General features: G+C 47.9%; 10 protein-coding genes. 7 read left to right on the top strand and 3 right to left on the bottom strand.

What is annotated here, in order from left to right; translation table 11 throughout:
• Positions 1–268: 268 nt before the first annotated feature.
• The 3 genes from DXN04_RS18555 to DXN04_RS18545 are packed head-to-tail and all read left to right on the top strand — an operon-like array spanning position 269 to position 4,077.
• Positions 269–1,174 (top strand): dihydrodipicolinate synthase family protein, encoded by a 906-nt coding sequence (locus DXN04_RS18555; protein ID WP_199415078.1) that lies wholly within the window; start codon positions 269–271, stop codon positions 1,172–1,174.
• A 20-nt stretch (positions 1,175–1,194) separates the two neighbouring features.
• On the top strand, positions 1,195–2,643 hold the full coding sequence (locus DXN04_RS18550) for an aldehyde dehydrogenase (NADP(+)) (protein ID WP_116854872.1): 1,449 nt from the start codon (positions 1,195–1,197) through the stop codon (positions 2,641–2,643).
• 9 nt (positions 2,644–2,652) lie between these two features.
• The gene (locus tag DXN04_RS18545) at positions 2,653–4,077 is read left to right on the top strand and encodes an APC family permease (protein WP_116854871.1); all 1,425 of its coding nucleotides are present in this window, start codon (positions 2,653–2,655) and stop codon (positions 4,075–4,077) included.
• Between the two features lie 91 nt (positions 4,078–4,168).
• Here DXN04_RS18545 and DXN04_RS18540 read toward each other — a convergent pair whose 3' ends face one another.
• Genes DXN04_RS18540 through DXN04_RS18530 form a run of 3 tightly spaced genes read right to left on the bottom strand, consistent with a single transcriptional unit; the run spans position 4,169 to position 7,511 of the window.
• Entirely contained in the window at positions 4,169–5,101 is a 933-nt protein-coding gene (locus DXN04_RS18540; RefSeq protein ID WP_116854870.1) for a transglutaminase family protein, read from the bottom strand.
• Positions 5,102–5,112: 11 nt separating this feature from the next.
• Complete coding sequence (locus tag DXN04_RS18535) at positions 5,113–6,054, bottom strand: alpha-E domain-containing protein (protein ID WP_116854869.1); 942 nt, start codon at positions 6,052–6,054, stop codon at positions 5,113–5,115.
• 20 nt (positions 6,055–6,074) lie between these two features.
• Entirely contained in the window at positions 6,075–7,511 is a 1,437-nt protein-coding gene (locus DXN04_RS18530) for a circularly permuted type 2 ATP-grasp protein (protein WP_116854868.1), read from the bottom strand.
• Positions 7,512–7,882: 371 nt separating this feature from the next.
• Between DXN04_RS18530 and DXN04_RS18525 the strand changes: the two genes are divergently transcribed.
• The 4 genes from DXN04_RS18525 to DXN04_RS18510 all read left to right on the top strand — a co-directional run bounded on the left by DXN04_RS18525 (position 7,883) and on the right by DXN04_RS18510 (position 12,961).
• Positions 7,883–10,024, top strand: a complete 2,142-nt coding sequence (locus DXN04_RS18525) for a DUF6055 domain-containing protein (protein WP_116854867.1) — start codon at positions 7,883–7,885, stop codon at positions 10,022–10,024.
• A 97-nt stretch (positions 10,025–10,121) separates the two neighbouring features.
• Complete coding sequence (locus DXN04_RS18520) at positions 10,122–10,517, top strand: hypothetical protein (protein WP_116854866.1); 396 nt, start codon at positions 10,122–10,124, stop codon at positions 10,515–10,517.
• Positions 10,518–10,642: 125 nt separating this feature from the next.
• Positions 10,643–11,644, top strand: a complete 1,002-nt coding sequence (locus tag DXN04_RS18515; RefSeq protein WP_116854865.1) for a 4-hydroxyproline epimerase — start codon at positions 10,643–10,645, stop codon at positions 11,642–11,644.
• A gap of 87 nt (positions 11,645–11,731) precedes the next feature.
• Positions 11,732–12,961, top strand: coding sequence for an NAD(P)/FAD-dependent oxidoreductase (locus tag DXN04_RS18510; protein WP_116854864.1), 1,230 nt, complete (start codon positions 11,732–11,734; stop codon positions 12,959–12,961).
• Positions 12,962–12,963: the final 2 nt, after the last annotated feature.

Genomic DNA, 12,963 nt, shown 5'->3' with positions numbered 1-12,963 from the left:
CACAGGTTAATATCCGGGCAATGATTGCTAAAATCCGGATTATCGTATTTTGTAGCTATTGCCGGTACCATGTTTCAGGCAGTAGAAGCATGGTCGCACACTGTACAGATACTATCGTGCACACTGGCATTGTAACCAGGCCCCGCATACCGCAGTTATTGCAATCGCCCCTCAGTCAAAGAGGTTAAAATTTACGTATAATTGATTACTATCAGAGCGGCCCTCTTACATCCTAGTAGATATTTTTGGAAAAAAAAATACACAGTCTATGGCTATTGAATGGAAAGGAATATTTCCTGCATTTACCACCAAGTTTACACCATCAGATGAATTAGACCTCCCTCTGTTTGGTAAGAATCTGGATGCCCAGGTAGCGGCCGGTATCGACGGCGTAATCCTCGGGGGCTCACTGGGCGAAGCCAGTACCATCAGCATTGCTGAAAAAGAAACCCTTACTAAATATGCAGTTGAAAAAGTGCAGGGTAAAATTCCGGTAGTACTCAACATTGCAGAAGGTGCTACCAGCGAAGCCGTAAAACAAGCTGAAGCCGCCGCTAAATGGGGTGCAAAAGGCCTGATGCTGTTGCCACCCATGCGCTATAAAAGCGATGAAAAGGAAACCGCTACCTTCTTCAAAACAGTAGCCGCTTCTACCGACCTGCCTATCATGATCTATAATAACCCGGTAGATTATAAGATCGAAGTAACGCTGGATATCTTTGAACAACTAAAAGCTTATCCTAACGTACAGGCCGTTAAAGAATCTACCAGGGATGTCTCTAATGTGACCCGTATGATAAATCGATTCGGGGATCGCTTTAAAATACTTTGTGGTGTCGATACTTTAGCCATGGAAGAGATGATGCTGGGTGCCGATGGCTGGGTAGGAGGATTGGTATGTGCCTTCCCTGAAGAGACCGTGGCGGTATATCGCCTCACCAAGGCCGGCAGGATTGCAGAAGCCCTGGCCATCTATCGTTGGTTCCTGCCCTTGCTTGAACTAGATTTACATCCTAAATTAGTGCAGTACATTAAACTGGCAGAGCAACAGGTAGGTCTCGGTTCCGAAGCTGTAAGAGCACCCCGCCTGCCACTGGAAGGTAAGGAGAGAGAACAGATCCTTGCCGTGATCAATACCGCGCTGGCCAACAGACCCAAGTTGCCCGTATATTAACCATTACAATAAATCATCGCATGCAGATACAAAAGATTATGCAGCAGTCCGCACAGGCCTTTGAAACGTACAGACAGGTAACCCCTGCTGTACGTGCTGCATTCCTGGAAACCATCGCCACAGAGCTGGAAGCACAGAGAGAAACCATGGTACAGACAGCCGGCGAAGAAACCAATCTGCCTGCCGCGCGCCTGAATGGAGAACTGACCCGCACTACCAACCAGCTCAGGTTATTTGCTGAACTGGTTAAAGAAGGCAGCTGGGTGGAAGCTGTCATCGACTCCGCCCGCCCTGAAAGCACACCTGCCAGACCCGATCTGCGCAGAATGCTGTTGCCCGTGGGCCCCGTGGTGGTATTTGGTGCCAGCAATTTCCCCTTTGCATTTTCTACCGCCGGTGGTGATACAGCTAGTGCACTGGCAGCCGGGGCTACTGTAGTCGTGAAAGGACATCCTGCACATCCGCGCACCTCCTTATTAGCATATGCAGCCATTTCCAAAGCCGTTGAGAAATCAGGATTGCCTGCGCATACCGTGCAGCATGTAGCCGATGAAGGTTATGAAACCGGGAAGCTCCTGGTGATAGACCCTGCTACCACCGGCGTGGCATTTACCGGCTCTTTCAATGGCGGTAAAGCACTGTTGCAATACGCGTCACAAAGAGAAACACCCATCCCTGTCTTCGCAGAAATGGGTAGTGTAAACCCCGTTGTATTTTACCCCGATGCATTGATTACCCAGGGGCCGCAACTGGCACAAACCTTTGCAGCAAGTATCACACTGGGCATGGGCCAATTCTGTACCAACCCCGGTTTATTGCTGGGTATTCAAAGCGATGCCCTGGACAATTTTGCGCACATGCTGGGTGGTGCCATCTCCGCCAGTGCACCTGCAAAGATGCTGCATAAGGGCATCCATGCAGCCTATTCAAAAGGCAGGGCAAAGATACTTTCACTGGAAGCCGTCAGCCTGGTCGGACAAACACCGGAACCTGCGGAAGAAGAAGCCTGGCCGGCAGTAGCACGTACCACCGGTGCGGAGTTTTTACAAAATCCTCACCTGGCCGAAGAGTTGTTTGGCCCTTATTCACTCCTGGTATCCTGTGCTGATGAAGAGGAACTGGAGAAAGTACTGAGGAGCCTGAAAGGCCAGCTCACTACTACCGTAGTAGGCACTGAAAAGGATACCACTATTTACAAATCAATGATCGCCCTGCAGGCTACTTTAGCAGGCAGGATTATATTGAACAACGCGCCTACAGGTGTGGAAGTATGTGCTGCAATGGTGCATGGCGGCCCGTACCCGGCTACAACAGATAACCGTTTTACCAGTGTGGGTACCAGTGCCATCCGCCGCTGGGTAAGACCTGTATGCTTCCAGAACTTTACAGATAGTATGTTGCCCGATGCATTGAAAAAATCCAACCCTTTAGGAATATGGAGACTGGTCGATAATGAATTTACCAGATAAAAAACACCTATGTCAGATCAACCAAAATCATTTAAACGTTCATTTGGCCTGCTCGATGCTACAATGATCGTAGCAGGATCCATGATCGGTTCCGGGATCTTTCTCGTGAGTGCCGATATCACCCGCAATGTAGGCTCGGCCGGCTGGCTGATACTGATCTGGGTGATTACAGCAGTGCTCACCATTACAGCGGCCGTGAGTTATGGTGAACTGAGTGCGATGTTTCCCCATGCCGGCGGACAGTACGTATATCTCAAAGAAGCTTTCAATGACCTCACAGGGTTCCTGTTTGGCTGGAGCTTTTTTACGGTCATACAGGCTGGTACCATCGCGGCAGTGGGCGTGGCTTTTGCAAGGTTTACGGCCTTCCGGTTTCCCCTATTGAGTGAGACGAATGTACTGGCAGACCTGGGATTTGTAAAGATCACCGCTGCACAGCTTACCTCTATTTTGCTGATTGTATTTCTCACGTTCGTGAATACACGGGGTGTGAGAGAAGGGAAATTAATACAGACAATTTTTACATTGACGAAGATTGTGGCTTTGCTGGCACTGATTGTGTTTGGTTGCTTTGCAGCCAGCAGGCAGGTCTGGGATGCCAACTGGCAGAGCGGGTTTGGGTTTAATAAACTGGAACCAACGCAGCTGGTATCTTATTCCGGCTTTGCTGTACTGGGCGCTATCGCAGCAAGTATGGTCGGCGGCCTGTTTAGTAGTGATAGCTGGAACAATGTAACCTTTATAGCAGGCGAGATTAAAAATCCTGAACGGAATATCGGGCGCAGTTTGTTTTTTGGCACCCTGCTGGTGACGACTATTTACATTGCTACCAATCTGATTTACCTGGCGGTGTTGCCTTTGCATGAAATTGCATTTGCAGAGAATGACAGGGTAGGGGTGGCTGCTGCGGTTCGCATCTTTGGGAACAATGGTACCATGATCATTGCAGTATTATTGATGGTGTCCACATTTGGTTGTGTGAATGGATTGATCCTGTCTGGTGCCCGCGTATGTTTTACCATGGCAAAAGATGGATTGTTCTTCAAACAAATGGGCCTGCTGAATAAGAATGCGGTGCCTGGCAAGGCGTTGTGGAGTCAGTGTATATGGGCTTCCCTGTTGTGTTTGAGTGGGCGCTACGGGCAGTTGCTGGATTACGTGATCTTTGTGGTGTTGATTTTTTACATCCTGACGATTGCGGGGATCTTTAGATTAAGACGCACAAGGCCTGAGATAGAGAGACCGTATAAGGCATTTGGGTATCCGTTTATTCCTATGTTGTATATTATAGCAGCGACGATTATTTGTTTGTCATTGCTGGTATATAAGTGGGAGAATACCTGGCCGGGATTGTTGATTGTATTGTTAGGGATACCGGCGTATTATTTCTTTGGAAAAGGGAAAGTTGAAATTAATAAAGCCTTATTAAATTAAATCTTCCAGCGAAAGGAACATTTTTTCTATGCGTAAAATTGTTCCTTTCGCCGGGAGATTGGCCTGCGGCCGGTTTATGCAGGCGCACAAGTTATTGCTGCTGTCCTGCGCCTTCTTCCCGCTGCGGCGCTTCCTCCTGTTGCCCCTGCAGGTGCACATTATTCAGTTCCTCAAATACATAGCCATCCTCATAGCCCACCGCTACAAATACTGACAGCTGCTGTTTGGCCAGCCCCTTGAAGGTTCCTTTCACAGGCGTACAATCTTTAAAATCCCTGCCCACCGCCAGCTTCACATGCTTATTCGTCACCCACACATTATTAGTCGGGTCAATGCCTGCCCAACCCGTTCCCGGTATATACACCTCTACCCAGGCATGCGTGGCACCTTCACCTCTCAGCCCGTCTTTATTCGGACAAATATATCCACTCACATACCTGCTTGGAATCTGGCAACTCCTTAAGATCTGCAACATGAGGTGTGCAAAGTCCTGGCACACGCCCGCTTTGTGCTGTAAAATCTCATCTACTGTTGTTTCAATGTTCGTAATCCCTTTGATGTATTTAAAATGCCGGAAGATATATTCACTGCAATGCTCTGTCACCGCCGCCACGCTTCTATTGCCACCAATCTTTGCAATAATATCGCTAATCGTCTCCTGTGCCTCGATTGCGGAAGTTCGCGCCATTTCCAGCAATTGTAAGTTCCCCAGGATCTCATCGTGCAATTGCTCAAACCCTGAATGGAAATTTAATTGTAACTGGGATGTCGCCGTGGTTCTTACCAGGAGTTTACTTTCTATTTTCAGCAGCTTGTGTGCTGCCAGGATGTTGAATGCGCCGGTCTTATTCCCAAAGTAATCGGTAAATGTCTGCACATCCGGATGCCCGGTGATAGAAAGGTCATGCTGCAATACCTCCTGTCCCGGACATTGAGAAGGAAAGATCTTAATTTCGTTCACACTCTCTTTGACCGGTCTGTCGTATTCGTATCTGGTAATATGATGTATTCTGAAAACTGGCATAATCCAAGCTCTTATGCGTAAGAAAAAAATTGTTGACCCAGCAGTTTTGTAAACTGCAATACTTCACCACGCAACTCTTCCAGGTACGGATGAAGGGTATGATTGTTCAGCGTATCCAGGTCGGTGTGTTTCACCTTGCTGTGCAACCTGCCAAAACAGCGCATGAGTGCTGCGTTTTCTTCAGAGAAGTTCCGCTTTGTCACATCCTGCAGGTGCCTGTCGATCCGCCCCAGGGAATATACGACGGAATGAGGGAAGTCTTCATTGAACAATACCTGGTGCAATACATCATGATTATCTGCCGAAGAGCGGTAAGTCTTCAAATGTAGTTCATATCCGGAAAGAGACATGAGCAATTGCCGCCACTGCATGATGTCTTTACTCTCATGAATCTTATAATGATTGATCTGGTAATGTTTATTCGTGAGCACAATCGTCTCAAAGCAGCGCTCGATATATTTACCCAAATTCATGAAGCCCCAGCCGGTACCCCTTGCCATGGTGATATCTGTAATACCTGTGTACAATACACTATGCCTTGTAAACAGGTCCAGCATATCTGCCGCTTCATAACTGGATAAGCGTTTATCCAGTGTGGGCTGATTAATGAGGTGATAAAAGGAATTGACTTCCTCCCATACTTCTTTGGTAATATAATCCTGGATCCCTCTCGCATTTTCGCGCGCCTTGCTGATGATCATCTTCAGTGAATTGGCGTTGCTATTGCTGGTGAGCAATAATTTCAGGGCTTCCGCAGTTTGATTTTTTGTTGCTTCAATCTCTGCGGGTGTTGCCGTGGTGAATGTCTCCAGTACAGATTGCCAGGTGAGGGCACCATTCACATCTTTGTCGAGAGAGAGAAGATAATGTGTAGCAGTAACTCTTAGTAAACCTTCGGCCCTTTCCATATAACGGGCCAGCCAGAATAGTGAATCCGCAATCCTACTTAGCATGTACGATCTATATTAATGTTTTAGTCAATAACCCAGGTATCCTTACTACCCCCGCCCTGCGAAGAATTCACGATCAGGGAATCTTTACGTAAAGCTACCCTGGTAAGGCCGCCGGGTACAATCTGTACACCCTGCGGACCGCAAAGTGCATAAGGACGCAGGTCTACATGCCTGGCCTGGAAAGTGCCGTCAATAAAACAAGGTACGGTAGAAAGCTTGATGATTGGCTGTGCAATAAAGCTGCGTGGATCCGCTTCAATAGCAGTTTTAGCCTTCGCCCATTCTTCCGGGCTTACTTTATTGCCCATCACCATACCATAGCCACCGGATTGATTGGTGCGCTTGATCACCATCTTTTCTATATTGTCAAATACATGTTTGCGTTGTTCGGGATCACTCATTTCATAAGTCGGTACATTGGGCAGAATGGGTTCTTCATTCAGGTAATAACGGATCATTTGCGGTACATATGCATACACCGCTTTGTCATCCGCCACCCCATTTCCAATGGCGTTCACAATAGCCACATTCCCCATGCGGTAGGCATTCATCAGTCCCGGAATACCCAGAGCGCTATCAGGTTTAAACACCAGGGGGTCGAGGTATTCATCGTCTATACGGCGATAGATCACATGCACCTGTTCCAGTCCTTCCGTTGTTTTCATATACACCTTGTGATTATCTATCACCAGGTCCCTGCCTTCTACAAGTGTAATCCCCATCATACGGGCCAGGAATGCGTGCTCATAATAAGCGGAGTTGTAGATGCCGGGAGTAAGCAGTACCACGCTGGGATTGGAGATCTGTGCGGGTGCCATTTGCAGTAAAATCTCATGGAGCATCAGGGGGTAATTACTCACCCGCCTCACATGACTGGATGCGAGCATTTCCGGGAAGATCCGCTTGGTCACCTCCCTGTTTTCCAGCATATAACTGACTCCCGAAGGGGTGCGAAGGTTGTCTTCCAGTACATAAAACTGCCCGTCTTCGCCCCGGATCAGGTCAATCCCCGAAATGTGTACATAAATATCATGGGGCACCCTGATCCCGAATACCTCCCTGGTATAATGCGGACAGGAGGCGATAAGCGCCGCAGGAACGACCTTATCCTTCAGGATCTGCTGTTCATTGTAAATATCTTTCAGGAAGAGATTCAGGGCCTTTAAGCGCTGTTGAATACCCAGTTCTATATGATCCCATTCCTTCCCGGTAATGACGCGGGGAATGATGTCAAAAGGGAAAATGCGTTCAATACCGGCATCATCGCTATATACTGTAAATGTAATGCCCTGGTTCATAAAGAGTTCGCCCGCAAGGCGGTCCTTCTGCTGGAGGGCATTCACATCAAATTGTTCCAGCGAATTGAAGACTTTGTGATAGTGTTCTCTGATCTGTTTACGATCGTACATCTCATCCCATACGTTGGGAGAAAGGTCATATTGGTCCAAAAATCCCATAAGCGCTTGATATAATTTGATACTGGGTTGTTACAATATAATAAAAATGGAACCGTGTTCCAGAATAATTTTAAATATAATTTTATTTAATGTATAGTAAGGAGCCTTCCTGCCTGCTGTTAAAATAGTATGCATCTTTAATGCTATCTCGTATCCAATAGTACACTATAAGGTCACCAAAAGGTCACTTCAATATCCCCGGGATAATGAGGTGACCTTTTGGTGACCTTATAATGATGATATCGTGTACTTATTCCATTGAAGTCAGGATCTGGTTAGAATGAGTTAATATTCGTAGTTCCCTGCCTTTTCAATTCTCCTAAATTTAGAAGCGCACACCCTCATGCTAAAAACCCTTAACAACACAATCCATGAAATCACATGTACTGTTAGTCTGGTGCCTGCTCATCACAGGCATCGCCGCCGCCCAAAAGTCGGTATTCATCCCCACTGAGTTTTCGTCGGCACCCTTAAATACCTGGTCTTACAGCAAATCTTATCAATCCGCCAACTTCATTGTTTTCTGGGGCAATGTAGTCGGCACTGATCCCGCCAGTTACCCCGATGCCAACCTGGCCTTTAATCCCCAATCCATCTGCGACACCCTCGAAAAGATTTACACGAAGTACATCTCCGAGATCAAATTCTGTACTGACACCAGCACTAAAAACCTCGGCAAATACAAGATCATCATCGTCATGAACGACACCTGGGGCACTAATGGACCTGGCGGGTGGGCCTTTGGCGGTACCTACGACAATACCATCGGGGCTATGTGGGTGCATCCCAACGCTACCCGCGATGGAGGTGTGATCAGCCATGAACTGACCCATTCCCTGCAGGGCATGATCTCCATCCAGGAGAATACCGTAGGAGGTGGTTTTGTCAATTATGAACCCGCAGGATTCTTTTGGGAGACCCACGCCAATTTCATGCGTAACCAGATGTATCCCCGCTTTGCGGCGGACGATATGCCCCGCTGGATGGGCACTTCCATGTTCCACTATAGTTCCACCCGCCACCATTACGATGCATTCCGCCTCCTGTTCACCATTCAGCAGATCGATGGCATCTCTATGGTCAACCGCCTCTGGAAGGAATCCCTTGCCAATGAACACCCGCTGGTCACCTATCGCCGGTTGAAGGGGTGGACTCAATCACAGTTGAACGACTTTATGTATGAATATGTAAAAAGAGAACCCACGGCAGATTATACCGTGAATGGTTTTGGGGGTATTATCCGTGCACAGCGCGATGCCCTGATCAACAGTGAACCCCATTATGTATGGCGGCTCAATACCATTCTTACCCGGATCAGTGCCGGCACTGGTCGCTACGTGGTACCGGATGCCTTTGCACCGCAGGATTATGGTTATAACATCATTCCCTTATATCCTACCTGTAGTGGCGGGTTAGTGACCGTCAAATTCAAAGGGCATACAGAAGTGAATAGTACTGCCGGCTGGCGTTATGGCTTTGTTACCGCGCTGGCAGATGGTACCATATCCCGCTATGGTACCCTGAACAGTGCCAATGAAAGCCAGATCAGTATTCAGCTGAACAGTGGTGAATCCAAATTATACCTGGTGGTCATGGGCGCGCCTACCACCCATACTTCCTATGTATGGGAGCCCGGCTGGCCAAAGATCAAACGCTATCCCTATGAACTGCGGATTGCGAATGCAGTGCCTGAAGGGTACCAGAGCACCTTCCGCTCCGCCTACAAAACGAATGGGCATACGCACTCCAATGGCGGTGGCTGGGTAGCCAATACCGCCACTGTGGCATCCACTGCTTATGTAGGCCCCAATGCCATCGTATCAGGTACCAGCAATATATCAGGGACTGCACGGATAGATGGTTTTGCCTGGGTGGAAAATGCTGCCGTATCAGGTAGTGTGGTAATCAATGGCAATGCGAATGTGTGGTATGGCACCTACTCCGGTACTGCCCAGGTGACAGACAATGCCCTGCTGAGTTATTGTACTGTCACCAACAATGCGATCGTGAAAGGTGATGCCATGGAATGGGGTGTTACATTGGGTACAGGCGTAACCGTAGGAGGTGATGCGGAAATAGGGAATTGTAGTACGGCAGGCGTTTACCTGCAGGTACCCCATACTAACAATGGCCGGAGTGATTGTGATGGCAAGGGGGCCGGCGATGCATCAAATACGGATGTAAACAGCAGTTATACCCAGTTTACCGATGCACAAATGGCTTTTAGCGGCAATGTGGCATGCTCAGCAACAGCGGTGGCAAAAACTGTTACCAGGGAAGTGGTCATATATCCAAATCCTGCTGCTACCTCTTTTAATGTGAGTCTCCGCAACTTTGATGCAGAAGAAGCATCTGTGCTCTCCATTTATAACAGTGAGGGCAAGGAGGTATTGCTCCAGGGGATCAAAGGGAAAACCACGATTAATATCAATAAGGCTTTGCCTGCCGGGATCTATGTACTAAAAATAAGTGGCTCCCGCACATATACCAAAAAATTGGTAATCACTAAATAATTGGAATGTTGAGATGAAGGGGTACTCTGTTTTTACAGGGGCCCTTTTTTAATACCGGCATGATTTTTACACCTTATAGGGTAAAAATCATGTATTTATGGAAGAATCACTGACTGCGCCAGTCATTATTCACAGTACATTTGACCTGATCAGCACCTCCGAAAAGGTAATTAATATCAGCAACGACATCCCTTTTGTCTCTACAGCATTCCTCACTTCTCCCGACGGGAAAAGACTCCTCTCCGTAAAGGCCATTATCGGGCTGAATGCCGATAGCATGGAATCATTCAGACTTATCGTTACAGAAGTCAGCGAAACCCTTGGCGTGACCCTCAGGTATGACCAGGATGTGGATAGTACGCAACGCAGCCTGTGGTATGCGGATGCCGTATTTGGCAACATTGACCAGATAGAAAAGGTAGAATTCATGGTTGACTCTTCCGATGACTATCACGATCCCAAACCGGGCCGGATTGCCCTGCCAAAAGAATAGCCTTTCTTTTCCGCTGATTTTATGTTAATTTTTGCACATCATTGATTAATACCTGAGAGTACACATTCCTATACACCCGGTATTTTTACCAATGAGGAAAACAAATTAACCAGAATCAAGCACCCGTGAAGAAAACATTTTTTTGTATCGATGCCCACACCTGCGGCAATCCTGTGCGACTGGTAGCCGGCGGAGGTCCTGTACTCCATGGCGCCACTATGAGTGACAAACGCAACCACTTTTTGCAGGAATACGACTGGATCAGGAAAGGACTGATGTTCGAACCGCGCGGCCATGACATGATGAGCGGCAGTATCCTGTATCCCCCGCATGATCCGTCGAATGACGTTGCCGTATTATTTATTGAAACCAGTGGTTGTCTGCCCATGTGCGGTCACGGTACCATCGGTACTATTACTATTGCCATCGAAGAGGGCTTGATTACGCCAAAGATTCCGGGCATTGTGCGGATGGAAGCACCTGCCGGCCTGGTCATCATCGAATACAAACAGGAAGGTAAAAAGGTAAAAAGTGTCAAACTGACGAATGTTGCCTCTTACCTGGCTGCTACTGACCTGGTGGTAGAATGTCCTGACCTGGGGCCACTGAAAGTGGATGTGTCGTATGGTGGAAATTACTATGCCATCGTAGATGTACAGGAGAACTTCCCTGGCCTGGAACATTATACCGCTTCCCAGTTAATCAGCTGGGCACGTGAACTGAGAAAACGCATTAATGAGCAATACACCTTCGTTCATCCTGATAATCCTCACATCAACGGTTGCTCGCATGTGCTCTGGACGGGCAGTGTGCTGGATCCTGCATCTACAGCACGCAATGCTGTGTTCTATGGTGACAAAGCGATTGACCGCTCGCCCTGTGGTACCGGTACCTCGGCACGCATGGCGCAGTGGTATGCAAAAGGGAAACTGAAGAAAGGAGATGCTTTTATACATGAAAGCATTATCGGTTCCCGCTTTATTGGCACAATAGAAGAGGAGACGACTGTGGGGGGAATGCCTGCGATCAGACCGGGAATTGAGGGATGGGCAAGGATTTATGGATATAATACGATATCTGTTGATCCGGAAGATGATCCGTACGCATATGGGTTTACTGTATTATAATTATTTGACTACATTGCCCGTATGGGGAGTCAAATTGTTTTGATTTGTTGTCATTAGGCGGCAAATCAAAAAGAAAAATTAAAATTCATGAAGATCATCATCATAGGCGGCGGCATTATCGGATTATCCAGTGCACTTTACTTACAGGCCGCAGGACACAACATTACCATCGTAGACCGTACTGACATGCTGAACGGCTGCTCATATGGGAATGCGGGTTACATCTGCCCAAGTCATTTCGTACCACTTGCTGCGCCAGGTATCGTATGGCAGGGCCTCAAATGGATGCTTAATTCTAAAAGCCCGTTTTACGTCAAACCATCTCTAAACAGTGCCCTCGTAAAATGGGGTCTTCAATTTTATAAAAGCGCCACTCAATCACATGTTGAGAAATCCGCCGTTCCATTAAGAGACATCGCCTTGCTCAGCAAGCAGCTCTATGAAGAATGGACCAAAATACCCGGCCTTGAATTCAGTTACGACCCCACCGGCATGCTGGAGCTCTTTCAGCAGGAAGCCAGCGCCCATCATGCCGAACATACCATCAAAGCAGCAAAGGAACTGGGCATTGAAGCCCGCCTGATAGATAAGGCGACCCTGCAGCAGATGGAACCCGATACGGAAATCAACGCTCTCGGTGCAGTGTACTTTCCCGGGGATGCTCAGTTATATCCAAATCAACTCATGACCAGCCTGATTGCTTACCTGAAAAGTAAGGGTGTGCAGTTTGAAGGCAACAGGGAGGTGACAGGATTTACGAAGAATGGCGTGATTACTTCAAAAGGAAATTTAGAAGCAGACCATATCGTTGTCGCTGCAGGGGTATGGAGTGGTGAATTAGCAAAGCTCCTGCACCTGAACATCCCCATGGTCGGTGGCCGCGGTTACTCCGTGACCTACGAAGATGCACCCTGGAAAGTAAGGCGCTCTGTGATCCTCAGCGAGGCAAGAGTAGCGATATCACCCATGAACGGCAACAAGATCCGCTTTGGTGGTACCATGGAGATCACCCCTGTCAACACCCCTCCCCGCATGGAAAGGGTACAGGGTATTCTCGAATCTGTAAAAAGATATTTCCCTGCTTACGACATTCCATTACCCACACCGGATAAGGTATGGCATGGCTATCGCCCCTGTAGTGCAGATGGTCTGCCTCATATCGGTACATTGAAAAACTATCCGAATGTCACCGTGGCCACAGGTCACTCCATGCTGGGAATCAGCCTGGGGGCGGCCACCGGTAAGTTAGTCAGCGAAATCATCACTGGTGATCAACTCTCCATGGACATCACACCTTTCAAGGTAGACCGATTCTAACA

The organism is Chitinophaga silvisoli, assembly GCF_003412465.1.
In the GTDB taxonomy this organism is placed as follows: Bacteria; Bacteroidota; Bacteroidia; order Chitinophagales; family Chitinophagaceae; genus Chitinophaga; species Chitinophaga silvisoli.
The sequence above is the reverse complement of the archived record's forward strand: the minus strand, read 5'-3'. Positions and strand labels throughout refer to the sequence as shown.

What these genes read in the sequence shown, in the direction of transcription:
- DXN04_RS18555 (WP_199415078.1), top strand. Translation starts at nt 269, where the DNA reads ATGGCTATTGAATGGAAAGGAATATTTCCTGCATTTACCACCAAGTTT.
- DXN04_RS18550 (WP_116854872.1), top strand. Translation starts at nt 1,195, where the DNA reads ATGCAGATACAAAAGATTATGCAGCAGTCCGCACAGGCCTTTGAAACG.
- DXN04_RS18545 (WP_116854871.1), top strand. Translation starts at nt 2,653, where the DNA reads ATGTCAGATCAACCAAAATCATTTAAACGTTCATTTGGCCTGCTCGAT.
- DXN04_RS18540 (WP_116854870.1), bottom strand. Translation starts at nt 5,101, where the DNA reads ATGCCAGTTTTCAGAATACATCATATTACCAGATACGAATACGACAGA.
- DXN04_RS18535 (WP_116854869.1), bottom strand. Translation starts at nt 6,054, where the DNA reads ATGCTAAGTAGGATTGCGGATTCACTATTCTGGCTGGCCCGTTATATG.
- DXN04_RS18530 (WP_116854868.1), bottom strand. Translation starts at nt 7,511, where the DNA reads ATGGGATTTTTGGACCAATATGACCTTTCTCCCAACGTATGGGATGAG.
- DXN04_RS18525 (WP_116854867.1), top strand. Translation starts at nt 7,883, where the DNA reads ATGAAATCACATGTACTGTTAGTCTGGTGCCTGCTCATCACAGGCATC.
- DXN04_RS18520 (WP_116854866.1), top strand. Translation starts at nt 10,122, where the DNA reads ATGGAAGAATCACTGACTGCGCCAGTCATTATTCACAGTACATTTGAC.
- DXN04_RS18510 (WP_116854864.1), top strand. Translation starts at nt 11,732, where the DNA reads ATGAAGATCATCATCATAGGCGGCGGCATTATCGGATTATCCAGTGCA.